Origin of the sequence: Gardnerella sp. KA01001 (assembly GCF_049244025.1) — a bacterium.
Classification (GTDB): domain Bacteria; phylum Actinomycetota; class Actinomycetes; order Actinomycetales; family Bifidobacteriaceae; genus Bifidobacterium; species Bifidobacterium swidsinskii.
The window spans coordinates 779,531-805,227 of the sequence record NZ_CP058366.1 but is presented as its reverse complement, the minus strand read 5'-3'; the positions used below and the strand labels follow the sequence as shown (position 1 = coordinate 805,227).

The 25,697-nt window shown below is 43.1% G+C and carries 20 protein-coding genes; 2 read left to right on the top strand and 18 right to left on the bottom strand.

Features of this window, described 5'->3' with window-relative positions:
- Positions 1 to 119 precede the first annotated feature (119 nt).
- Both HXT59_RS03275 and HXT59_RS03270 read left to right on the top strand, forming a co-directional pair.
- A complete protein-coding gene (locus tag HXT59_RS03275) occupies positions 120 to 929 on the top strand; it encodes a GTP pyrophosphokinase (RefSeq protein WP_004108491.1) in 810 nt (269 codons plus the stop codon).
- 184 nt (positions 930 to 1,113) lie between these two features.
- Positions 1,114 to 1,860: a Bax inhibitor-1/YccA family protein gene (locus tag HXT59_RS03270; protein WP_004108493.1), complete on the top strand. Its 747-nt coding sequence runs from the start codon at positions 1,114 to 1,116 to the stop codon at positions 1,858 to 1,860.
- Between the two features lie 706 nt (positions 1,861 to 2,566).
- Here HXT59_RS03270 and tuf read toward each other — a convergent pair.
- The 18 genes from tuf to HXT59_RS03180 all read right to left on the bottom strand — a co-directional run bounded on the left by tuf (position 2,567) and on the right by HXT59_RS03180 (position 25,682).
- Complete coding sequence (gene tuf / locus HXT59_RS03265; RefSeq protein WP_004118785.1) at positions 2,567 to 3,766, bottom strand: elongation factor Tu; 1,200 nt, start codon at positions 3,764 to 3,766, stop codon at positions 2,567 to 2,569.
- Between the two features lie 168 nt (positions 3,767 to 3,934).
- Complete coding sequence (gene fusA, locus HXT59_RS03260; protein WP_004107409.1) at positions 3,935 to 6,064, bottom strand: elongation factor G; 2,130 nt, start codon at positions 6,062 to 6,064, stop codon at positions 3,935 to 3,937.
- 42 nt (positions 6,065 to 6,106) lie between these two features.
- Positions 6,107 to 6,577 (bottom strand): 30S ribosomal protein S7, encoded by a 471-nt coding sequence (gene rpsG / locus HXT59_RS03255; RefSeq protein ID WP_012914396.1) that lies wholly within the window; start codon positions 6,575 to 6,577, stop codon positions 6,107 to 6,109.
- Between the two features lie 3 nt (positions 6,578 to 6,580).
- Positions 6,581 to 6,952, bottom strand: coding sequence for a 30S ribosomal protein S12 (gene rpsL / locus HXT59_RS03250; protein ID WP_003813881.1), 372 nt, complete (start codon positions 6,950 to 6,952; stop codon positions 6,581 to 6,583).
- A 267-nt stretch (positions 6,953 to 7,219) separates the two neighbouring features.
- Positions 7,220 to 8,458 carry a cell division protein FtsQ/DivIB gene (locus HXT59_RS03245; RefSeq protein ID WP_004108502.1) on the bottom strand — a complete coding sequence of 413 codons (1,239 nt, stop codon included), beginning with the start codon at positions 8,456 to 8,458 and terminating at the stop codon, positions 7,220 to 7,222.
- A gap of 52 nt (positions 8,459 to 8,510) precedes the next feature.
- A complete protein-coding gene (gene murC, locus HXT59_RS03240) occupies positions 8,511 to 10,073 on the bottom strand; it encodes a UDP-N-acetylmuramate--L-alanine ligase (RefSeq protein WP_004108504.1) in 1,563 nt (520 codons plus the stop codon).
- The gene (locus HXT59_RS03235; RefSeq protein WP_076003024.1) at positions 10,073 to 11,272 is read right to left on the bottom strand and encodes a UDP-N-acetylglucosamine--N-acetylmuramyl-(pentapeptide) pyrophosphoryl-undecaprenol N-acetylglucosamine transferase; all 1,200 of its coding nucleotides are present in this window, start codon (positions 11,270 to 11,272) and stop codon (positions 10,073 to 10,075) included. Before HXT59_RS03235 ends, murC begins: the two co-directional genes overlap by 1 nt.
- Before the next feature lie 50 nt (positions 11,273 to 11,322).
- Positions 11,323 to 12,534, bottom strand: a complete 1,212-nt coding sequence (locus HXT59_RS03230; RefSeq protein WP_233186349.1) for a peptidoglycan glycosyltransferase FtsW — start codon at positions 12,532 to 12,534, stop codon at positions 11,323 to 11,325.
- 469 nt (positions 12,535 to 13,003) lie between these two features.
- On the bottom strand, positions 13,004 to 14,605 hold the full coding sequence (gene murD, locus HXT59_RS03225) for a UDP-N-acetylmuramoyl-L-alanine--D-glutamate ligase (RefSeq protein WP_102703203.1): 1,602 nt from the start codon (positions 14,603 to 14,605) through the stop codon (positions 13,004 to 13,006).
- A gap of 24 nt (positions 14,606 to 14,629) precedes the next feature.
- Positions 14,630 to 15,733: a phospho-N-acetylmuramoyl-pentapeptide-transferase gene (gene mraY, locus HXT59_RS03220; RefSeq protein ID WP_004108513.1), complete on the bottom strand. Its 1,104-nt coding sequence runs from the start codon at positions 15,731 to 15,733 to the stop codon at positions 14,630 to 14,632.
- Between the two features lie 78 nt (positions 15,734 to 15,811).
- On the bottom strand, positions 15,812 to 17,401 hold the full coding sequence (locus HXT59_RS03215) for a UDP-N-acetylmuramoyl-tripeptide--D-alanyl-D-alanine ligase (protein ID WP_033888465.1): 1,590 nt from the start codon (positions 17,399 to 17,401) through the stop codon (positions 15,812 to 15,814).
- 91 nt (positions 17,402 to 17,492) lie between these two features.
- Positions 17,493 to 18,518 (bottom strand): hypothetical protein, encoded by a 1,026-nt coding sequence (locus HXT59_RS03210; protein ID WP_004108517.1) that lies wholly within the window; start codon positions 18,516 to 18,518, stop codon positions 17,493 to 17,495.
- Positions 18,519 to 18,560: 42 nt separating this feature from the next.
- A complete protein-coding gene (locus HXT59_RS03205) occupies positions 18,561 to 20,402 on the bottom strand; it encodes a peptidoglycan D,D-transpeptidase FtsI family protein (RefSeq protein WP_012914402.1) in 1,842 nt (613 codons plus the stop codon).
- On the bottom strand, positions 20,402 to 21,025 hold the full coding sequence (locus tag HXT59_RS03200; RefSeq protein WP_102703206.1) for a hypothetical protein: 624 nt from the start codon (positions 21,023 to 21,025) through the stop codon (positions 20,402 to 20,404). Before HXT59_RS03200 ends, HXT59_RS03205 begins: the two co-directional genes overlap by 1 nt.
- Before the next feature lies 1 nt (position 21,026).
- Positions 21,027 to 22,052 (bottom strand): 16S rRNA (cytosine(1402)-N(4))-methyltransferase RsmH, encoded by a 1,026-nt coding sequence (gene rsmH / locus HXT59_RS03195; protein ID WP_421784335.1) that lies wholly within the window; start codon positions 22,050 to 22,052, stop codon positions 21,027 to 21,029.
- Positions 22,053 to 22,063: 11 nt separating this feature from the next.
- Positions 22,064 to 22,876 carry a division/cell wall cluster transcriptional repressor MraZ gene (gene mraZ / locus HXT59_RS03190; RefSeq protein ID WP_004108525.1) on the bottom strand — a complete coding sequence of 271 codons (813 nt, stop codon included), beginning with the start codon at positions 22,874 to 22,876 and terminating at the stop codon, positions 22,064 to 22,066.
- 547 nt (positions 22,877 to 23,423) lie between these two features.
- A complete protein-coding gene (gene glnA, locus HXT59_RS03185; protein WP_004107357.1) occupies positions 23,424 to 24,761 on the bottom strand; it encodes a type I glutamate--ammonia ligase in 1,338 nt (445 codons plus the stop codon).
- A gap of 198 nt (positions 24,762 to 24,959) precedes the next feature.
- Entirely contained in the window at positions 24,960 to 25,682 is a 723-nt protein-coding gene (locus tag HXT59_RS03180; RefSeq protein WP_004108527.1) for a hypothetical protein, read from the bottom strand.
- Positions 25,683 to 25,697 lie beyond the last annotated feature (15 nt).

The window sequence follows — 25,697 nt, the reverse complement described above, 5'->3', positions numbered from 1 at the left end:
TTGCTAGATTTTGCTTGCGCTCAATTACCTAAGATATTTATATCACGCTTTGCAAAGAATATTACATTTACATACGCACTCCCAGACGTTTAGCAGTTTTTATAGTATTATTAAAAGACGTGATACTTGATCGCCATAACCGCGTAAACGCAGCAGAACTCTATGCGCGCCTTCATAGCAACGAAGCAGCTAATGAAAGCAGCAACGTTAGCAGCAATGTTGACAATACAAAAAACCAACAAAATTGCTCCCAATGCGGCAAAACTAATTCGCTTATGCTTCCTGAAGACCAAATCGACGAATTTGTAAACATGATGCAAATTTACGAAGGAGCAATGTACGAAATAAGTACAAAGCTCGAGATTCTAGATAGCGAATTTCAGGTGCGGTTCTCTCACGACCCAATTCATCACATGGAGCGTCGTCTTAAATCAGTACACTCAATTTTTGAGAAACTGCAAAGGCGTCATCTAGATATTTCCACACGCTCTATACGCGATAATCTTTTCGACGTAGCTGGAATTCGCGTAATTTGCAACTACTGCGACGATGTGTATTCTGTAGCGCAATATCTTTCTAAACAAACAGACATTCAAGTATTGCAAGTTAAGGATTATATTAAGAATCCAAAACCTAATGGATACCGCAGTTTGCACGTAATTTATGCAGTTCCTGTGTTCTTGTCTTCTGGAGCACACTACACGCCAGTTGAAGTGCAATTCCGAACTATTGCTATGGATTATTGGGCTAGTTTGGAGCACGCTTTAAGATACAAAGCCGGTTTGCCGGATGCAAAGTTGGCTGAGCACTCTCAAACTTTGCTCGATTGCGCGCATAGCTTGCAAAATATTGAAACACAAATGCAAGGTATTCACCGCGATATTAATGGTGCTCCTCAAGTTGAAGAAGCACCTAATAGTAAGGCATAATATAAATACGAAGCGCAAGCTTATGCCATATTAGGCGTAATCTTATGCAAGATTAAAACCAGCTTATTGTACGAACGTATAAATTATGCTGTATTTTTTTAGCATTTTCCCAGATGCTTTAATTATAATTATGTGAGAACGTTGTCTTGACAGCGTTTTATTTCATAGCTGTTAAGGAGAAATAATGACAAACTTTACTCAAGATTATTACAGAAGCGGTGCTCCTGAAGTTATTGACACTCAGGCAACATATGCTTTTGAAGAAGCAAAAAGAGTTTCAGTAGGACGCACTTATGGCGAAATGACGCTTGGATTGATTGTTACAACTCTTGTGGCACTGTTCACTCAGAGCGGTAATTTCTGGCTTAGATTTATGTTTGCAACCCGCGGATGGGGTTGGATAATGTTGGCAATTGCTCAGGTTGTGATAGCAGTTGTTCTTGGAACACGCTTAATGAAAATGAGTGAGACAACAGTACGAGTTTTGTTCTATGCTTATGCTGCTTTAACAGGATTTACTTTAAGCTCAGTCTTTCAAGTATTTAGCCTTGGATCTGTGGCATTAGTATTTGCTTTAACTGCAGGATTCTTCCTGTGCTTGACAATGCTTGCACTTACTACAAAAAAGGATTTGCTTAAAGCTGGTCCAATTTTAATGGTTGCATTACTTGTATTCGTTGTTGCGCAAATTATTATTTCGTTTATTGGGCAAGATACTGGAACAATGCGTCTTATGGCTGGAATTGGCATCGTTATTTTTGCAGGTTTAACAGCTTACGATGCTCAGCAAACTCGCGCATTACTTGCACAATATGAAAATCAGCCTGAAATGGTTAAGAAAGTATCTATTTTCTGCGCATTCCAGCTGTTCTTGGACTTCATTAACATGTTCATCTACTTGCTAGAGTTGCTTGGAGATAATAGAGATTAGCAATACTAAAACTAACATACGTGTGTTAGTTGCTTAGCTATTTAACCCTGCCAGATTAGTATTTGGCAGGGTTTTATTATGCTCTCTGTACTCCAAACGCGAACGCGTTAACAGTGCCGAGCGTTACTAACACCCATCTCTCACACACTTCTCAAATCACCTACCAGAGACACTAACGCAGAACACAAACTGCACCAGTGTCCCAAAACAAGCAAAATGAGACACTAACGCAGAACACAAACTGCACCAGTAACGAAAAAACAGTGGCGCTCACGTGGGTAACGCGCTCGCTTACGAAACTCGCGTTGGAAGTCCCCCGGACTTCCAACCTAAGCGAGTTTCCGCTCCGAGTTGCTTTCGCGCGCTAAATCGCAGCGCTCAAGCAGGTCGTCACGCCAACGTGAGCATCAAATCCCGCGATTGGAGCTCCAAACCCACCAAAACATTCCAAACAAGAGAACACTACCCCACTAATCTGCCCTGCCTTCGTCTTTATTGACGAAGGCAGACCTCGCTTGCGTTGAAAGCACACTGTGCTTTCAACCCTGAGCAAGCTCGGCGCTCTGAGTTGCTTTCGCGCGCTAAATCGCAGCGCTCAAGCAGGTCGTCGCGCTGATAAAACAAGCACATACAACAAAAGACCCCACGAGTTTCCTCGCGGGGTCTTTATTAAGCCTTAGCTAATATTTTTCAGTTAGAAAAAATACTAGGCAAGAATCTTGGTCACACGACCGGAACCAACGGTACGACCACCTTCACGAACTGCGAAGGTCAAGCCCTCTTCCATTGCGATTGCCTGGATCAACTCAACAGTGAAGGTTGCGTGATCGCCTGGCTGAACCATCTCAACGCCGTCTGGCAAGGTGATAACGCCGGTGACGTCGGTGGTGCGGAAGTAGAACTGTGGACGGTAGTTGGAGAAGAACGGCGAGTGACGGCCACCTTCGTCCTTGGTCAAGACGTAAACTTCGCCTTCGAACTTGGTGTGTGGGGTCACAGAACCTGGAGCAGCCACAACCTGACCACGCTCAACATCGGTACGGTTGATACCACGGAGAAGAAGACCAGTGTTATCGCCAGCCTCGGCCTCATCCATCTGCTTGTGGAAGGTCTCGATGGAGGTAACGGTGGTGGTCTGAGTTGGACGCAAACCAACGATCTCAACTGGGGTGTTGATTGGGAGCTTACCACGCTCAACACGACCGGTGACAACGGTACCACGACCGGAGATGGTGAACACATCTTCGATTGGCATCAAGAATGGCTTGTCAAGATCGTGAGTTGGGGTTGGGATGTACTCGTCAACAGCCTTCATGAGCTCCTTGACGGTCTCTACCCACTTCTCGTGATCTGGAGCGTCATCATGCAAAGCACCGTAAGCAGAGGTGCGGATGACTGGGCAGTCGCGATCGAAGCCGTTTTCTTCGAGGAGGTCACGAACCTCTTCTTCGACGAGGTCGATAAGTTCTGGATCATCAACCATATCGCACTTGTTCAAAGCAACGAGGATCTTCGGGACACCGACCTGCTTAGCGAGCAAAACGTGCTCACGGGTCTGAGCCATAGGACCATCGGTAGCAGCAACCACGAGGATTGCGCCATCCATCTGAGCAGCACCGGTGATCATGTTCTTCACGTAATCAGCGTGGCCTGGAGCGTCCACGTGAGCGTAGTGACGCTCAGCGGTCTGATACTCGATGTGTGCGATGTTAATGGTAATGCCGCGTTCCTTCTCTTCTGGAGCGGCATCAATCTGATCGAAGTCATACTGAGGGTTCAGATCTGGATACTCGCCATGCAGCACCTTAGAAATAGCCGCGGTCAAGGTAGTCTTACCGTGATCAACGTGACCAATGGTACCAATGTTAACATGCGGCTTAGTACGCTCGTACTTTTCCTTTGCCATGTGTTTGTCCTCCTGGACGTCTCGTAGTTTGCCTCACACATTTGTGAGAGGTCTTTCGCTACATATTACTGGGTTTCTGGGTTAGGTGCCACTTCGGTGCCAGAACCCAGTCAACGTAGGAAATTCTAGCGTTGACCGGGGACAGAAAACACCGAAGTAGCGTGCGCTTTATTCGCCGCGCTGAGCCTTAATAATCTCGTCCGAAACGGCCTTCGGGACCTCCGCGTAAGAGTCCATCTGCATGGTGAACATTGCGCGGCCCTGAGTCTTGGAACGAAGATCGCCAATGTAGCCGAACATTTCGCTCAGCGGCACCTTGGCGTCGATAACTTTCACGCCAGTGGCATCAGTCATAGACTGGATGTTACCGCGACGAGAGTTCAAATCGCCCATGACGTCGCCCATGTACTCTTCTGGAGTACGGACTTCGACAGCCATAATTGGTTCGAGAATTACCGGATTAGCCTTAGGAGCAGCTTCCTTGAAGCACATGGAACCTGCGATCTTGAAGGCCATTTCCGAAGAATCGACATCGTGAGTCTGACCGTCGGTGACGGTTGCCTTTACACCCACAACTGGGAAGCCAGCCAAAACGCCGGATTCCATAGCTTCCTGCACGCCTGCATCGATTGAAGGAATGAATTCCTTGGTGATGTGACCGCCGGTAACTTCGTTGACAAACTGGTAGGTTTCGCCAGATTCTGTGTCGAGAGGTTCGAAGTTCATCAAAACCTTTGCAAACTGACCAGAACCACCGGTCTGCTTCTTGTGAGTGTATTCCTGGTTCATAACAGCCTTACGAATCGTCTCACGGTAAGCAACCTGTGGCTTACCAACATTCGCTTCGACCTTGAACTCACGACGCATACGATCAACGATAATGTCAAGCTGAAGCTCGCCCATACCGGAAATCAAAGTCTGACCAGATTCCTCATCGGTCTTAACCTGGAATGTAGGATCCTCGTCAGAAAGCTTAGCCAAAGCCAAGCTCATCTTTTCCTGATCAGCCTTCGTCTTTGGCTCCACAGCAACCTCAATAACAGGATCTGGGAATGTCATGGATTCCAAAGAAATTGGGTTCTTTTCGTCGCACAAAGTATCACCAGTGCTGACGTTCTTCAAACCAACGAAGGTGTAGATGTTACCAGCTTCAGCTGAATCTACAGGATTTTCCTTATCAGCATGCATCTGGAAAATCTTACCAACGCGTTCCTTCTTGGACTTCGTGGAATCGTACACGGAATCGCCTGGCTTTACTTCGCCAGAGTAAACGCGCACAAACACGAGCTTGCCATAGAATGGATGGGTTGAAATCTTGAATACCAATGCTGCGAATGGATCTGTATTAACTGGCTTACGGTCAATTTCAACAGATTCGTCGCCTGGCTTGAAGCCCTTAATAGATGGAACATCTTCTGGGCTTGGGAGGAAGTCGACAACAGCATCCAGCATTGGCTGAACACCCTTATCCTTGAATGCAGAACCGCAAGTTACTGGGAATGCCTTACGCTCAATGGTAAGCTTACGGATACCAGCGCGCATTTCTTCTTCAGTAAGTTCGCCAGTTTCGAGGTACTTCTCAACCAGCTCATCGTCAGCTTCAGCAACCTGATCCATAAGTTCAGCACGATACTGTTCTGCACGTTCCTGCAAATCTTCAGGAATGTCAACGGTGTCATAGTGAGCACCCATATCGTCCTTAACGTCATTCCAGACGTAAGCCTTCATACGAATCAAGTCAACAACGCCAACGAAGTCGTTTTCAGCACCGATTGGAAGCTGAATAACGAGTGGAGTTGCACCGAGCTTCTCCTTGATGGTCTTGACGGAATAGTAGAAATCAGCGCCAAGCTTATCCATCTTATTGATGAAGCAGATACGTGGGACGCTATACTTATCAGCCTGACGCCACACGGTTTCAGACTGAGGTTCCACACCTTCCTTACCATCGAAAACTGCTACAGCACCATCGAGCACGCGAAGGGAACGTTCCACCTCAGCGGTGAAGTCCACGTGACCTGGGGTATCGATGATGTTGATCTGATAGCGGTCATCAACGTCATGAGTTTGACGCTTCCAGAAGCAGGTAGTTGCAGCAGACTGAATAGTAATACCGCGCTCCTGCTCCTGAGCCATGAAGTCCATGGTAGAAGCACCATCATGAGTTTCACCGATTTTGTAGTTCTTACCAGTGTAGTAAAGAATACGTTCGGTGGTAGTAGTCTTACCAGCATCAATGTGCGCCATGATGCCGATATTACGAACCATATTCAGGTCGTTAAGCACATCTTGTGCCATATTCTTATCCTTAGCTCTTTAAGATACCGATTATCTTGTGGATTACCAGCGATAGTGAGCAAAAGCCTTGTTTGCTTCTGCCATCTTGTGGGTATCCTCGCGGCGCTTCACGGAAGCACCCAAGCCATTGGAGGCATCGAGAATTTCGTTGGCCAAGCGCTCAGCCATAGTCTTTTCACGACGAGCGCGTGAGAAGTCAGTAAGCCAGCGGAGGGAAAGAGTGTTTGCGCGAGCAGGCTTAACTTCGACTGGAACCTGATAAGTTGCACCACCAACGCGGCGAGAACGAACCTCAAGATTTGGACGAATGTTATCAAGAGCGCGCTTCAATACAGAAACTGGCTCCTGCTCGGTCTTTGCCTTCACCTGCTCAAGAGCGGTGTAGACGATGTTTTCTGCGATGGACTTCTTACCATCGAGAAGGATTTTGTTAATCAACTGAGCCACGACGGTCGAGCCGTAGATTGGATCAGGAAGCAGTTGATGCTTTTTTGCAGGTCCTTTACGTGACATGTTTTACTTCGCCTTCTTTGCTCCATACAGGGAACGACCCTGCTTGCGGTCCTTGACACCCTGGGTATCTAATGCGCCACGCACGATGTGGTAACGCACACCTGGGAGATCCTTCACACGGCCACCACGCACGAGCACGATGGAGTGCTCCTGCAAGTTGTGACCTTCGCCTGGAATATAGGCGGTTACTTCAATACCAGAGCTGAGGCGCACACGAGCAACCTTACGAAGCGCGGAATTTGGCTTCTTAGGAGTGGTGGTGTATACACGGGTGCATACGCCACGACGCAGCGGGCTACCCTTCAAGGCCAAAGTCTTTGACTTTTTCGGCTTGGCCTGACGTCCTTTACGGACAAGTTGTTCAATCGTAGGCAACTTAAGTTCTCCGATTCATTGTTATCTTCTATTTGGTGAAAACCGCCACACTGCAGCACACCATAACCAAAGAATCGGTTAAAGAGTAAAAGCCACAGTCCACCGGCCCGATGGCCCTCGCGCCTCCAGCCACACATTACTGCGCGCTATCTTTGGCACTTGGGATATCCCAACCAACACGCCTATAACATAAGGCACGTTGTTGGCACACACAAATTGCTATTATACACCTAATCTTGACAATGCAATTAATAAAGTTTTAAAACCCTATTTAAGAATTGGACGCACAGGAGCAGACACATCTAAGCTGCGTTTATTGCCAATTTTACTAGGATCATCAATAATCTTGGCAACAATAGCTTTCTTTAACTCAATCTGAGACGAATTGCCCCATATGATAGTTTTTTTAACATCCCCTAATTCTGTTTCGACAGAATCTTGAGTTTTTGCACTAACTTTCGTAACTCTAGCTCGCAAAGATTCCGAAAGTGAACTAACAATTTTTACAGCTTCAAGTACCGCTCTATTATTCAAACTTCTTTGCACATTTGAAACTTCGATAACAGGTATTCCTTGCGTTGGAACTTGAGCTACGGCATTTAACACGCGACCTTTAGCGTCAACAGCAGTTAATTTATTGCTATCTCGAGTTTTGAGCATTGCTGCAGGACGTTGCGCATGTACAGAAACATGCAAACCATTAGGGAAATTCTTAGAAACTTTTGCTTCAGTTACACCAGGAATATCGTTAAGTTGGTTAATTACTTCTTGAGAAGAAACTAAAAATAGCGATTTACCAACCTGAGTTGACGCAATTGAAGCAATTTTTTGCTCACTCACCCACTCGTTAGAACCAGAAATACTTATATCGTTAGACTTAAGAAGAAAAACTGGCGAGAAGAATAAAAACCAAACAATCGCTGAAACAGAAGCAATCACTGCAAGAATTGCAAGAATTCGTTTAACAGTAAATTGCAAATAAGCAGATTTACGTTCTTTCAAACGCTCTCGAAAATTAATTATTCTAGGACGAGTAATCATTCCAAGAGAACCAGAAGTTTGACTTAAAGTTTTTCTTACAAAATCAAGCTTCGGCAAAAGTCTAGCGTCAACAAACTTACCTTGATGATTTTTTTCATTGATATCAGCTACTCGTATTTGCGATGTGTTTTGGCTGATTATATGCCTTTGAAAACGCTGGTCTTTGCGCAACGACGAAGCAGATCTAGGTTTAGAAATATGAATTTTTTCATCACGCGTTTTTTTGATACTAGATTTTTTTATATTAGATTTTCCGATATTAGATTTCGCACCACGAGCTACACCACTACGTAATTCATTATTAAGCAATTCAGCACTACGAGACGCACTGCTACGAGACGCAATGCTGCTGGATTTATTACTACGAGACTCTTCAGTACGCGCAATATTAAGACTTGAAACGGTACGACGATGCGAATTATTTGCATCAGCATCGTACGATTTGCTTGACCTCACGCGACCCATAATTACCTCTCGTAATAATCTATTTATATTTTAATCGCTTAATTTCAAAGCACTACAATGCTTCTAGCATAACAGACGTCATAGCAGTAATACTTCCTGCACCAACTGTAAGCAGCACATCACCAGATTTTGCACGCAAAGTCAGTTTCAACGCAGCTTCGCGCATATCGTCAACCGCTTCAATTTTTACATCAAGATTCTGCGATTTTGCAGCTTTAACAATAGTTTCAGCATTAATATTTGGAAAATCTTCCTGCTTTTCGCGAGCTGGGAAAATTCCTGTAACAATTACATCGTCTGCAAGAGCCAAAGATTTTGCAAACTCATTAGCAAAAGCCTGCGTTCTGGAGAACAAATGAGGCTGAAACAGCACGCGAAGAGTAGAAGAAGTGTACTTTCTTCGAGCAGCGCGCAATAATGCAGCTATTTCAGTTGGATGGTGAGCATAATCGTCCACAACTGTCACACCATCAACACATCCACGAATATCAAAACGACGAGACGCACCTCGGAAGCTTTCTGCACTACGAGCCGCATCTTCTGGATTCATACCGAGCAATACTGCAGCAACAATAGCTGCAGAAGCATTAAGCGCATTATGCAAACCTGGTATTAACAAGCTAACTTGCACCTTATTCGAACATTTAGCATGTTCATCCAAAATTTTTTCTGGCAATACAAGCGTAAACATTTCTCGACCACTTACAGCTTGCTCATTTTCATGCTCAATACTTGCGAACATAGCTAATTTTTGTACGCGCGAGCTGACTTTCATGCTCCAAGTATCCAAATTACCGTAAGCAATTGTTTTGTTTAAAATATTATCCGGCATAGCTTCAAGTACTTTTCTAGCACCTTCGTCTTCTGCACAAATTATTACGTTATTAATAGCATGACTTACGTGCTCAACAAATGCTTCTCTGTATCGTTCACTAGAGCCGTAATGATCCAAGTGATCTGCTTCAGCATTTGTTACGATTGCAATACTTGGGCTGTATTTTTCAAAACTTCCGTCAGATTCGTCAGCTTCAGCAACCATAACAATTCCATTGCCAGCATGACCACCGTCTAAAACTGTTCCGTCTGCGGCTTGAATAGATCCGCCGATTGCGTAGCTTGGATCAGCCAAATCGCCTGCTGCAGCCACAGTTAATATATGAGAAAGAAGTGAGCTAGTAGTTGTTTTACCATGCGCTCCAGCAACAGTCACGCCAGTTTTTGCAGATAATAATAACGCAAGAATATCGCTGCGATGAACAAGCTTTATGCCGCGCTCATGTGCTGCCATAATCTCCGGATTGCTCGGTTTAATAGCGCTTGAATACACGAGTACATCTGCATGCTCAACGTGTGAAGCACTTTGTCCAATTTCTACTTCAATACCTAATTCTTCCAAGCGTTGAGTGTGATCATTTGCTTCGCGATCACATCCACTTACGCTTACCCCCTCTTCATGCAACATTTCTGCCAGAACACTCATTCCAGCTCCACCAATACCAATAAAATGCACTCGACCTAATTTTGAAATTGTTTGCGAATCATCAAATGCTGATTTTACTGGGTTTAAATCAATATTATTATGAAATGAAGTTGTATTGCTATTAAGATTAGTCATTACTTTCTGCCTTCTTTTGCGATTTCAAGAATATGCTTCGCCATAACGTCTGCAGCATCACGAATACCATAATTCCAAGATTTAGTACGCATAGCTTGTAATTGCTTTTTGTTTTGCAATAAAGCTAATCCTTCATCTATAAACCACTTTGCATTGAAATCAGCATCATTTACCATTACTGCTCCCCCTGCATTTACTACAGGCTCAGCATTGAAACGCTGCTCGCCGTTGCCAATAGGCAATGGCACGTATACAGCAGGTAAGCCAAGTGCAGAAATTTCTGCAACCGTTCCAGCTCCTGCACGACATATAACTAAATCTGCACAAGCAAAAGCCCAATCAATACGCTCTAGATATTCTGCAATATGATAATCGCCACAGCCAGCATGCTCTGGTTTAATATCGTTTATTTGCGATTCGCCTACTTGCTTTGCAACTATATTTCGCACTTCTTCCGCTTTTGCGCGACCAGTTAAGTGAATTACTTGCGCATGTTTTAAAATATCTCCTGCTGCTGCAGCAACAGCTTGATTTATGCTTTTTGCACCCAAAGATCCGCCAGTAACAAGAATAATTGGACGTTTAGGGTCAACGCCAAGTTTTTGCGCACCTTCAACGCGAGCGGAATCATAATCTTTTTCTAATCTTTCACACAATTGAGAAATAGCAGGTCTAAGAGGTAAACCAACTCTTTCAACTTTGACACCTTTTCGTGTGCGCAAATCAGTATTCCCATAAACTGTTCCAACAGCATCAGCCCAACTTGCGCCCAAGCGATTTGCCATTCCAGATTTAGCATTCTGCTCGTGAATCACAATAGGAATATGCTGCGCATGAGCTTGAGAATATACTGGAGCAGAAGCATAGCCACCGAAGCCCACTACTATATCTGCTTTTCTAGCGGCTAGTATATTTCGCACTTTGCGTTTTTCGCGCATCCATCGAATTGGAAACTTAATTGCATCTAGATTTGGCTTACGCGGGAACGGCACTTTTTCTATAGTGTCAAGTTCGTACCCTGCATTCGGAACAAGACTTTTTTCCAAACCAACTTCTGTGCCAATTACACTAATTAACGCTTCAGGATTGAGCTTTTTAATAGCGTTTGCGACAGAAAGCAAAGGATTGACATGACCTGCAGTGCCCCCGCCTGCAAGAACAATATGCACTTCATGCTCAATAGCATTATCAAATTTCATTTCACTACCCTTGTTATAACTTTCATATTATAAAAAGTTGTAAATACTTACTACTTCGATATAGTAAGTTGCGGATTGGAACGCATAAGACCATCAGCTACGCCAATTGCGACCAAACACATAACAAGCGAAGAACCACCTGCGGACACAAACGGCATAGGCACTCCCATAACCGGAAGTATTTGCACAACAACAAGAATATTAACTAATCCTTGGCCTACAATCCACGTTGCAATACACATTAATGTGATTGAAATAAATTGCGATTTCGCTTTTAATGCTGAAGATAGTATGCACCAACCAATAATTACGTATAGCAAAATCACTGCTGCTGCAACCAAAAAGCCCATCTCTTCGCCAATAATAGCGAAAATAAAGTCATTGTGAGCGTAAGGCAAATAATTCCATTTTTCACGAGAGTTTCCGATGCCAACGCCTAATAGTCCACCAGAAGCCATTGCATATTGAGCGTGAATTGCTTGGAAACAAACGCCTTTAGCTGATTTTGCATCACATCCGTGCAAAGTAGCAAGAATACGTCGCATACGATTTTGGCTTGTTAAAACCAAAAGAGCAACCATTATGCAAGCAATAAATATGCTTCCAACAAGCCATTTTGTTGGGAATCCACCTAAGTAGAAAGCTATAAGTGCAATAAGAATAATAATTAAAGCAGTACCAAGATCCTTACCTGCAATAACAAGCAACAACGATACGCCAAGTCCTGCTGCTACAGGAATATACGCGCGCATTTGCACACGCTCATATGCTTGTTTTGCAGCAATCAAAGCTACTGGAAGCCAAATACATAATGCAAGTTTTGTAATTTCTGCAGGCTGCAAAGTCATAGGGCCGAAAGCAATCCAACCAGCATTACCATTAACTTCACGTCGTAAACCTGGAACAAATGTTAAGAACTGTGCAATAACAGAAATAATGTAAATAACAGCAACGTATCGTCTATAAACTGTAACTGGAAGTCGAGAAGCGAAAATATAGCCAATTAAGCCTAAAACGCAATACATTGTTTGGTTTACGCCTTGACCCCAAGGTGCAATTCCGTAGGTGATCATAGTTACTGAAGAACTAGAAAACACCATAAATAAGCCGAAAATCGACAGTATAACCACTGATACTCTCATGCCGTATAAGCACCACAGTGGGTTAGTTAAACTGCGCAAGCCAACGTATTTCTTTAATTCTGAATCTTGAGTTTTGCGCTCTAACGAGTTTTTTGAGTAGTCTTTTTTCGAGGAAAATATTCCAGATACAGTATGCGCTAATTTTGCGTATTTGATTGACTTTGCCGGCTTTGCTGTATTTGCTGGCTTTGCTGTATTTGCTGGCTTTACTGTATTTGCTGGTTTCGCTAGCTTTGCTGGTTTCGCTGGTTTCGCAGCTTTCGACTTCTTTACATCTTTTACAAATTTTACAGATTCATTTAAAGAAGAACCTACAGATTTGCCAACTTTAGTAACAGAACTACTTACGGACTTACTTACAGACTTTCCTACAGATTTGCCTAATTCCTTACCCGCTTTGCTTGCATACGCTCCTGCTTTGCTTACGGACTCGCCTACTTTACTTGCTGAAGTTCTAATAGATTTTTTAAAAGATTCAAATTTTTGCTTTTGGGAAGAATGAGAAGAATCTGAATCTGTTTCAATATGATCTTCCATAATAACTTCTGAGACTTTGCACGCTAATGAACGCAAAAACTTTTTAGGCTTATTACTGTTGAATACCATGATTATGCACCCATCGTTGAGATTCTTTAGCAAAACGATTGCCGCGATCGGCGTACGAAACAAATTGATCCATAGAGGCACAAGCAGGAGCAAGCAGAACAACATCACCAGGCTTAGCATAACGCCCAGCAGCTTCTACAGTTTGACGCATAACAGCCTCACCGAATGAAGAATCAGGATTTACAAGCGAAGTATTCTCAATATACTCACAAACTAAGTCATCAACGCAATCATATGATTTAGCGCAAGAACCATCTTGTGAAACAATAGTTACTGGAATGTGAGGAGCTGAACTGTGAAGAGCTTCAACAATTGGACGTTGATCTATTCCAATAACAACAACTGCTTTAATCACATGAAGTTGGTTTGCAATTAAATCTTCAAAATGACCACCTTTAGCTAAACCGCCAGCAATCCAAACAACCGAATTATTAGCAAAACTAGCTAAAGATGCACAAGCAGCATGAGCATTAGTTGCTTTAGAATCATCTACAAATCTAATACAATGCGAAGGATTTTCATCTTCAGACATCAAAGTCGCAACTGTTTGAATGCGATGACCTCCAGGAGCAAACTCGCGTAAAGCACGAACTGAAGAATCTACGTCACCAGTTAAACCTAAAGCTAACGCTAACGCAGTAAGAGCATCAGCTAATAAATGCGGATACACACTGCCATCAGGCTCGCACAGATGTTTTAGCTCACGCAATTCGACAATAGGTTTTAGAGTGCCTTTAGTTCCTCCAGCAACACCGCTGTTATCTACAATCCAACCATCTTTTACGCCAATTTCACCATCTTTAGGCTCTTCTAACGTAAAACCAATCTTTTTACAGCCATCAGCAACTTGTGCACAATCTGCCAATTTGCTTACACGCTCATCTTGAGCATTGTAAACCAAAGCTTTTTGCACATTATTAAATACTTTTGACTTGTCACGAGCGTACGCTTCCATGCCACCATGCCAATCTAAATGATCAGCAGCAATATTAGTAATAGCAGCACAATCAAGAGCTAAAGAATCAGTGAAATGCAATTGGAAAGAGCTTAATTCAACACATAAGGCATCATGCTCACATTCCAAAGCAGCATGTGACACAGACTTTCCAATATTTCCCACAGCTGGAGCATTTAATCCGCAAGCGGTTAGCATTGCAGAAGTCATTTCTGTAGTAGAAGTCTTACCATTTGTGCCAGTAACGCCAATCCAATAAGCAGGTTTATTCGTGCGCTGAGAAGGTACGCGCAAGCGCCATGCTAATTCAACTTCGCTCATTATTGGAATATTGCGCGATGCAGCTTCTTGCAAAAATGGCGTGCGAGGGTTAAATACTGGAGATGTAACAACAGCATCGATTTTAGACCAGTCTATTGCTGAAAAATCATGTATATCGGCATCAGGCTTATTTTCGTCTGCAGTCACAGGCTCAGATCCAACAGCGCACAAAACCTCAGCTGCGCCACGACCAGAAACTCCAAGACCTGCAACTAATACACGCTTAAAAGCAAATGCTTTATCGCTTGTGCACGACTTACAAGTAGATTCAGACGAAACAGATACTTCATTGCCATCGACAATATTCATATTGAAGCCTTCCAATTTTTGAAATTAAATAAGCAAGCCAGAATGCCCTGCCCAATCGGCGTAGAACATCATAAGTGCAGAAAGCACAAACATAAGCTCAATCATCCAGAATCGCACAACAACCTTAGTTTCCGTCCAGCCGAGCAATTCAAAATGATGATGAATAGGAGCCATTTTGAACACACGCTTATGCGTAGCTTTAAAGAATCCAACTTGAATAACGTCACTTGCAGCTTCCATTACAAATAATCCACCCAAAATCACAGCCAAAAACTCTGTGTGAGTTGCAATAGAAAGAGCTGCAAATAATCCGCCTAAAGCCAACGAACCAGTATCTCCCATAAATACTTGAGCAGGATTCGAATTAAACCACAAGAATCCAAAGCAAGCAACAGCAGCACAAACAGCAATAATAGTTAAATCGAGAGGATCAGAAACAGCGTAAGAGAATCCGAAATGACCGCCTCCGCGCACATGGTAGCTTTCCCAGAAAGCAATCAAAGCGTAACCAGCAAAAGCAATCATAGAAGATCCAGAAGCTAAACCATCAAGTCCATCAGTCAAGTTTACAGCGTTAGACCAAGCAGCAATAAGGAAATTAACCCAAACAATAAATACTACAATTCCTACACCGTTGCCGAGTATAGAAAAATCAAAAAATGGTTTTTCAATAAAACTCATTCCAGGTTGAGCGCTAGCAATACCAGATTGAGTTGGCAATAGCAATGACAAAAGCGCGTAAATACTTGCAAAAATAATTTGACCAGTAAACTTCGCATGTACAGAAAGACCAAGATTCTGCTTTTTACGAACCTTAGCAAAATCATCAATAAAGCCAAGCAAACCCATTGAAAGCATTGCAAACAGCACCAAAACAGCAGACCATGAAGGCGAGCGACCAACAGAAACATATCTATAAAGAGCAGAAGCAGCCCAACCTGCTACTACAGCAAAGTTAATAACAACACCGCCCATAGTTGGCGTACCGCGCTTTACTAAATGAGATTGTGGTCCATCTTGGCGAATGTACTGACCGTAGTGCAAACGATGCACTAAACGAATAAGCAAAGGCGTGCCAACAATCGTAACTACGAGCGACACCACAATTCCTACAATAAGCGCAATCACCGCTTAACCTCCGTTTACTGTTCCGTTTGCTATAATACTTAATTTATTAATTTCACACTTATATTGAGCATCGAGCAGTTAAATATTTGCCCAATGTTCAGCAAGCACACTCAAGCCTGAAGCATGAGAGCCTTTCAATAACACAACACTACTCGGATGCTCGGCCACAATTTTCCAAACAATATCATCAGCCTCATCCGCACTGTGCACAAAGTAGACTGCATCGTGAGAAGAAAGTAGTTTATTATTCCAAGAAGAACGTGCACCTTGAGCAATACAGTGAGCTAATTTATCTAAGTCAGAGTCCGTTTTTGAACCAACAGCAACAACTGCATCGACACTCGAATTTGCCACATATTCTCCAATATTTGTGTGCAATTCATCTTCGTTGCTGCCAAGCTCCAACATAGAACCAAGAACCGCTATACGGAAAGGTTTCGAAGATGCACTACAAGAATCATTTTCATAGGCGCACAAACCATCGATTCCTGCTTTCATAGAATCAGGATTTGCATTAAAGGAATCATCAATAAGTGTAAATTTCTCGTCATTCTTAGAAACTGTACTCAATTGCATGCGATGCGGGCTAATATGCGAAACTTTAGACAGCACAGAAGCAATATCATCTAAAGTCATTCCCAAATATCTAGCAACATTTGCTGCTGCAAGCGCATTCATAACATTATGCTCGCCTTGTATAGCAAGATGCACTTCAATATGATTCATTAGATCAGAAGAATTACTACGTTCAGTGGTAGTAAAAACTGCTTTACCAAAAGAATCTAACTTTATATTACTAGCTGAAAGTTGGTAGTCATCTTTACTAGCTGATTCCAGCAATCCGTTTTTAACATTTCTACCGAACCAGCGCACATGCTTATTTTCTACAAGACAAGACATTGCAGAAACTCGCTTATCGTCGGAATTTAATACTGCTATGCCATGTGGCAAAAGCCCACGCACAATCTCACTTTTTGCTTGCGCAATGCGCTCAACTGAGCCAAATTCACCTAAATGAGCCACACCAACTTTAAGCACTATTGCGAGATCCGGAGGAGCAATATGAGTTAAATTGGCAATTTCGCCAACATGATTAGCTCCCATTTCTGCTATTAAAAATCGAGTATTACTGCCAACTTGCAAAGCAGTAAGAGGCAAACCAATATTATTATTAAAAGATCCAACAGGAGCAACTGTTTCGCCTAGCGTGCTCAACAAAGCCTTCAACATATCTTTCGTTGTTGTTTTGCCAACGGAACCAGTAATACCAATAATAGTGAAAGGTTTGTTAAGATTGCGGCGAAGTTCCAAATTATGTTTAGCTAGCAAGCCCAGCGCTTCTATAGAATTATTCACAACTATTTGATTGAGATTAGTGCCTTCGACAACATGTTCAACAATAGCTACAACAGCTCCAGATTTTTCAGCATTCTTTACATAATCATGACCGTCAACATGTTCACCAACTATAGCTACGAACACAGAACCGTTACGGATTTGACGAGAATCACTAAAAACGGAATTTGCAACTAAATCTGTGTCACAACTATTAAACTCGTGTATTTCCCCATGAACAGCTTTAGCAATTTCGCTTATGCTCATAGGCATCATATCGGCATGATCTAAACTCTCAGCATTGCTGGCACACGAAGTTTCAACACAACTCATAACATCCTCCAAATTAGCCACATAATTAAAAGCTCTTAAACAAAACTCACGCAATTAATTTATTTGAAAACTCGAATGAAATCAGCATAATTCAGTGCAGTTCATGCGAAACTCGCAGCGCACTTTTAATAGTCCCACGACGAACACCAGCAGCTAACACCATTGCAATAGATAATGAAAGATGCCGCTGCACATCATTGCCACCAATTTGATCCGCTAATTCAGCTAATTCGTCAGACTCAGCCGATCTAGTAACACAATAAGCGTGCTCTCTTCCAGAAAAACCATAACGTTGACGCAACGCATAAAAACTCATGCCGGTTGCATATGCCGGGTAAAGCGGTGAAGAAGATGCCTTTGCACTAACTTTCACATTTGAGGCTGCATCTTTAGATTCAGAATTAGTATCAGAACTATCTTTAGACTTAGCATCAGATTGAGAATCAGACCCTGCGCCAGAATTGCTTTCATTCTGAGTTTGCTCAACGCCAAGAACATCAATACTGACGGATTGTAACGCGTTCTTAGCTAAAGTTGCAGAATTAAGTGCAATAACAACAGCTGCAGCACCATCTTCTGCACACACAGATAAAGCATGCTGTACATCTGCAATATTTAAAGGATATTGCAAAGACAATTCGCGCTGCAATGAAGTAGATCCAGCATCACTAATAACACCAACAGGATTACCTAACATATGCAAAAAATCAGCTAATCGCAAAACATTAGCATGGATCTCATCATCATCGTCACCAGCAATCGCAAATATTGCAACGCATGAAGAAGGATCTGCATTAATATCACAAGCAAGCTTGCCCAAAGCAACTGGATTAGCAGAAGAAACAAGCAAAGGCAGACCTAAATCTGCAGCCTCACCACGAAATTCTGGTGAAACTAATGCAGCATATGCCCCAGCATCACGTGCAGCTTCAAGCTGACGACGATCGATATGACCAATTGGCACAAATAATCCACCAGGACGCACATGACGCACATCATGAGCAATAGAAGTAATAGTTACCTCTGAAGCAAACGCAGGAACAACTTCAAAACCATAATTTTTTGCAGCAAAACCTAGCGTCACTCTAATTCTAGAGTATTCATCAACCGCACTCATTGCACACCCTACTTTATAGATAACAACATTGTAATGCGTACACTACCAATTCACAGGAACAGGATTTGTGCGTGGAGAAGAAGCTGGAATATCATACTTTTGCATTAAGAATTCTCCAATAGTTTTGAACAGTGGACCTGCAGTCATACCACCATAAATACCTTGTGGATCACGCAAAACAACTGTTATGACGAAGCGAGGATTATCCGCTGGTATAGCACCCGACCAGTCGCTGATTGTAGAGCTAAGTTTACCATCAGCGCCAGCAACTTCAGCTGTACCACTCTTTGCAGCAACACGATAACCATCGACACCAGCAAATCTGTGATAATGCTCACCAGAATTTTCCAAAGCATTCATCATTTGTGCAGCAACATTTTCATCCAAAACGCGCGTTCCTGCAGGACGAGGAGACTTCGTAACTCTACCATTAGAATCTATAACGGATTTAACTATTGACTGACGCAACCTAACGCCTTTATTTGCAATAGTTGCAATCGCATTAGTAAGCTGCAAAGCATTCACAGCATAACCCTGACCAAACAGAACGGTATCTTTCTTACGACCATCCCAAGCTTGAACGCTAGGAAGCAAGCCACAAGATTCTCCTTGCAAATTCAATCCCGAGTACTGACCAAGACCAAATTTATAAAGATACTCATAGCGTTTATCTATCGGATATTTTTCACCAGCCATAACCATACCGACGTTAGAAGATTCCGAAAGAATACCAGCTAATGTCCAACGCTCAACACCATGGCTAACAGCATCATGGAATGCTTGACCGTTCTTATTAAGAGTATTAGGAACAGCAAATTTATCAGTAAGCTTATGCGCACCAGTTTGTAACATTCCAGACATTGAGAAAGCTTTACCAATAGAACCAGGCTCAAAGGTTTGGCTTACAGCTCTAGAAACATTCACCTTAGCTTGCGTTGTTCCAGCTTTAATCTCATCAGTATCTTCCAAAGCAAGTATTTCGCCAGTACGAACATCTTGCACTATTGCAATACCCCAAGTTGCATGATATTTTTTCTTGCCATCAAGCAAAACTTTTTTAACATACCAATCGACATCGCTATCGATTGTGAGCTTAACATCACTTCCGTTGATTGCAGGCTTAGATTCAGTTACAGTACCAGGAATTTTCTCATTTCCTGCATTATTACCTTGATAACGCTGATATCCGTCCACGCCATTCAAAGTTGCATCTTTAGTAAATTCAAGACCAGTAACACCAACCTCACCTTTACGATCTTTAATATCTTTACGATTAACTTCATCGGCATTAGCAACAGCACCAATAACAGATCCAAGAATAGGTCCGCTTGAATATACTCGTTCACTACTGTTCTCTGCATAAATACACCCAGAAAGATTCAAATCGTCAATGGCACGTTTCATTGCAGGAGTCACGTTACGTTTCAATAAAACGTAACGACCAACGCCAGCCAGTTTTCCACCAAGTTCTACAGAACTCATGTGCAAAATCGGAGCAAGCAAACGGGCGACCGCCACAGCGCCCGTGCCTTCTACAGGCTTGCCATTAAGCATATGACAGTTATGCTCGGTTTGTTTTGTGCAAGGAGTCGGAACAAAAGCCTGAGCATTAAGTGGATCTCCAATAATATTAAATCGCTCAACACTTTGAGCCAACACAGCACCATTAGCATCAAGTATGCGCCCACGACGTGCAAGAATTGGTCGCACACGACTACGCTCAGCCTGAGCTGCTTGTGCAGTTGAGCGAGCATTAATAATCTGTATAAAACTTAGCTTTACTATTGCACCAACACCAATTAACGCAAAAACAATTGCAATTACGGTGCACTTACGCGCAAATATCTGCTGAGGAGCGAAACGTTGTTTGATTAAGTGGCGCATCAATGTTTCTCCTGTTTTGCTTTCTGTTGATATTGACGATTTTGTTGGTCTTGTTTTTGAGTTTTATTTGAGTTATTTGTTTGTTTTGAGTTATTAGTTTGTTTTGAGTTATCGGCTTGTTTTTCGTGCTTAGTTTTCTCAGAATGACTATGTTTTCGTTTTGCTGCATAATCACTCAAGTCAATAGAAATAGAACCTTGTTGCGGAACCATTCCCATTCGTTGCGCTCTTGCAGGAAGTTCAGATTCCAAAGTATCTAATTTCGCTTGACGAGCTTCCACATCCTGATGCAAACGAGAAATACGCATCTGTACTGCAGTTTGGTCGAAGGAAATCTCTGCCATTTGCGTACGCAAAAGAAGCGAAGTCAACAACGTAACAACCATAAAAATCACAATAATCATGCAATTCACAAGAGGTACTTTGCGCGTATTGCTCCATGTCATAACCTTGCTGAATCGTTCAAGCACAGCAGAAGATTTACGTTGAGATGGGTTAAACACCGAAGGAGCAGAATTATGTACGTATTCTTTACGAGTCGAATTATCTTTAGTACGACCAGCTGGAGCTGAAGCAGAAGACGCAGAAGAGCGCAAAACACGATTTTGCATGTTCAATACCATGTCAGCGACCTCCTTTTATAGCTTTACGACCAGCCGCCTCATCTTCAAGCCTTGGAATCCAACGCTCCGGGATAGGGCGGCATAATTCGACAGCGCGCAAACGAACTGAAGAAGATCTAGTGTTATGAACAATTTCTTCTTTAGAAGCTTTCATAGCTCCGCGAGTAAGAGCTTTAAAGAACGGCTGAGCATCATCAGGAATAACAGGCATGTTTGCAGGAACATCAACTGTTAATCCTTGATTCATAAAACGTTTTACAGCTGTATCTTCCAACGAATGATAAGATTCAACAACTAAGCGACCATGCTCACGAAGATGTAAAGCAATTTTAGGAAGAGTACGGCTCAATTTATCTAATTCACCGTTCACTTCAATACGCAAAGCTTGGAACACTCGTTTTGCTGGATTTCCAGTAGCGCGATGAGCTTTCGGAATTACAGAGTCAACTAAGCTAACCAACTGACCCGAAGTAGCAATAGGCTCCGTAGCACGAACTTCAACAATACGACGAGCAATAGGAGAAGCAAAACGTTCTTCACCATACTCTCGGAAAATTCTAGTTAATTCTCGAGAATCATAAGTAGCTAAAATCGTTGCGGCAGTAGTTGCTTGCGTCGTATCCATACGCATGTCAAGTGCTGTATCGTGAGAATAAGAAAAACCGCGATCAGTTTCGTCAATTTGCAAACTTGAAAGACCCAAATCCATAAAAGCAGCATCAATACGGTCAATGCTGTTTTCTTGTAGCACTTCATCAATCTCATCGAATGCTGCATGTGCAGGAATAAAACGATTCTCGAGACCTTCGCTGCGCATTCTTTGCGTTGCTAACGAAAGTGCTTCAGAATCACGATCAATACCAATAAGTGTTGCAAAAGGCGCAGCTTTAAGAAAAGCAGTCGCATGACCAGCAAGGCCTAAAGTGCAATCTACTACTATTGCGCCTTGGTGGTGCAAAGAAGGAGTAACTAAATCAACACAATCCTGCAATAATACCGGTGCGTGAATAGCTGTAATATCTTTCATAGCATCAGTCATCACATCACCGCCGGAAGTACATCGTCAGCAATATCTGCATAACCTTGCTCACGATCGGCAAGATATTCTTCCCAAGCAGACTTATTCCAAATCTCTGCACGCGTACCAACACCAATAACAACAATTTGATCGCCCAAATTGGCGTAATCTCTTAACATTGGCGGCACAACAATGCGTCCCTGCTTATCTGGCTCTTCATCAACAGCACCAGAAAGGAACACACGAAGATAATCGCGAGCTGACTTATTGCTCATAGATGTGCGCTGAATTTGCGTTGCCATACGCTGGAACTCAACCATAGGTAGCACGTAAACACAATGCTCCTGACCGCGAGCCATAACAAAACCAGTTCCGAGCTGAGAACGGAATTTTGCAGGAAGTGCAACACGACCTTTATCGTCAATTTTTGGAGTATAAGTGCCTAACAAAATAGGTGTTGCTGGATGAGTTGACACAGCTTCTTGATATTGAGAAGCATAAAAAGGTGCAACTGGCATAGCTGCAGCTTGTGCAGACGAATCAGCAGCGCCGGACGGAGTGGAGGTGAAAACCGGTGCTGGCATATATTGCTGCATTGCTGGCATAACAGTTGAAGGCATACCATAATAACCCTGAATTGACTGCTTAGACTGTACAGGTTGAACAGGCTGAACGTATTGCTGCTGAGACACTTGTGAATCTTGCATTTGCAGTGGCATCTGCGATTGCTGAGAAACATTTGAATCAGCAGCTTGTTGAGCCTGATTTATGGAATGCGAAGAGGAAGAATTGGCGTTATTGCGCGGTTGCTTATCAGCAGCACGACGTGCCATACTCCACCTCCTTAACTCAACATGTACTATGCCATTTACACGTTGTTCACCATTTTACCCCATTCCTCCCCAAAAATCCCCACTTTTTTACAAAATTTTTGATTTTTTTGAAGCAAACCACCAATAGAAAACAAAAGACCCTCACGCAGCGCGACGACCTGCCTGAGCGCTGCGATTTAGCGCGCGAAGGCAACTCGGAGCGCCGAGCTTGCTCAGAGTTGAAAGCACAGTGTGCTTTCACCGCAAGCGAGGTCTGCCTTCGTCTCGATTGACGAAGGCAGGGCAGAGTTACGTGGTTGCGCTTTAAAAACTAGGTTGTGGTTAGTGTGCGCGACGACCTGCCTGAGCGCTGACATTTAGCGCGAAGGCAACTCGGAGCGGAAACTCGCTAAAGTTGGAAGTCCAGTGGACTTCCAACGCGAGTTTCGTAAGCGAGCGCGTAATCCGCGCGAGCGCAATCTGCAGCAGTGTCCCGAAACATCAAACAAAAGGCCCTAACGCAGTACAGTTTCTGCGTTAAGGCCTCTAAAGTACAAAGTCACTCGCGTTACAAACGCGGCAAATACTTCTCAAGCTCAAAAGGCGTAACCTGACGACGGTACTCTTCCCACTCTTGATGCTTATTGCGCAAGAAGTACTCAAAAGCGTGTTCACCTAATACGCTTGCAACGAAGTCCGAGCGCTCCATAATCTTTAGTGCTTCATCCAAGGATTCCGGCAATGGCTGAATACCCATTGCTTGACGCTCAGCATCAGTAAGCTCCCAAACATCGTCGCTAGTTGGATCGCACAAAGTCATTTGCTTTTCAATACCATCCAAACCGGCAGCAAGAAGCACAGAGTAAGCAAGATACGGATTCGCCACAGGATCTAGCGCACGGAATTCCATTCGGCAAGAATTGCCTTTACCAGGCTTGTATTGCGGCACACGCAGAAGTGCAGAACGGTTGCTATGACCCCAGCAAACGTAGCTAGGAGCTTCCGCACCACCCCACAAACGCTTGTAAGAGTTCACATATTGATCAGTTACAGCGCAAATTTCTGAAGCATGATGCAAAATACCAGCCGCAAATTGACGCGCAATAAGAGACATATTAAATTCTTGACCTGCCTCATAAAAAGCGTTCGTGTCACCTTCGAACAAACTCAAATGCGTATGCATACCCGATCCAGGTTGATCAGTTAGCGGCTTTGGCATAAAGCTTGCATACATTCCGCGCTCAAGAGAAATTTCCTTAACTACAGTGCGGAAAGTCATAATATTGTCCGCGGTAGTAAGAGCATCTGCATAACGCAAGTCAATTTCGTTTTGACCAGGACCGCCCTCGTGATGCGAGTATTCTACAGAAATACCCATTTGCTCAAGCATACTAACTGCACTACGACGGAAATCCATAGCCGAACTTCTAGGAACGTGGTCAAAATAGCCACCCTCATCAATCGGCACAGGAGCTTTGGACCAATCATCTTGAGCTTCAAACAAATAAAACTCAATTTCCGGATGAACGTAGAAAGTAAATCCTTTTTCTTTCGCTTTTGCGAGCGCAGTCTTCAAAACGTGACGAGGGTCTCCCAGTGAAGGCTCTCCGTCTGGAGTTAGCACATCGCAGAACATGCGCGCTGTGCCTTCCGGACCTCCATGCCATGGAAGAATTTGGAACGTCGACGGATCCGGCTTCACAATCATATCGTCTTCTAGGACGCGAGTCATGCCTTCTATTGCTGAGCCGTCGAACCCTATTCCCTCTTCAAAAGCTGCTTCTAATTCAGCAGGGGCAATAGCAACGGATTTAAGCGTGCCTAAGACGTCCGTAAACCAGAGTCGAATAAAACGCACGTCTCGCTCTTCAACAGTACGTAGAGCAAACTCTTGTTGTCGATCCATAATAAACCCCTTGGGTATCATCCGGTTGTATGCATAGCCACGCACATATGCATATTCACGTGCAATTGTAGTGTATTATTTCGTATTGCGCTTCATATGTTGAGCTTATCTGCAATGAATTTACGTAATTGTAATGAAATTTCTACTTTCTAACGCAACTTCTTCAATTTAATATGCCAATTAATTGCTTAATTATTTTTACTTTCTTTTGCCATATTTTTGGAATAGCTCGTACGCGTTCGCATCGCTCAAATCGTCACTATTGAACATTTCTATATTTTGTTTCGAAATAGTTTCAACTGTTTCCATGCCAATAGCTAAATCTTCTACTGTACGCGACCACACAGCTAATGCCATAGGCGCAACTATTTCTTGCGGTTCGCAATTATATTCGTAAACTTTTGCAGTTAATTTATCAGCTCTATTTGTAATGAGCATAACATCCATTCCACGGAAGAAATCAACAAATTTTTGCACTGCTTCTTCCGGCTCATTGCCGTCCAAATTTTTTAATACTGCAACAGCACCTTGCTCTTCATCGAAGCATCGTGCTGAAACACTAGCCATTTTGCAAAAAGCAGCTAGTAACTGAGCAGGCTGCACATACGTAATCATTAACGCAACTTTTGCTTTATTTCCAAGCAAACCTTGCAAATCTTCTTCAAAATTAGCTTCTTCAATATTGCGCATAGCTTGATCAAGAAAATCATTTTCTTGATTATCGTCGCTTTTTTGGTTATTTTCTAAATTTTCGCTATTTAAATTTTCCTGCGACTCTTCTTTAAATTCACGTTCAAATCCAGCGAGCGCATTATCTAATTCCGCATCAGTAAAAGAAGTGCGCACAGAATCGTCATTGTTACGCTCACCATCATTTTTACGCTTATCGTCACTGTTACGCTCGTCACCGTTGTTTAACATATTCGTTATTTCCTC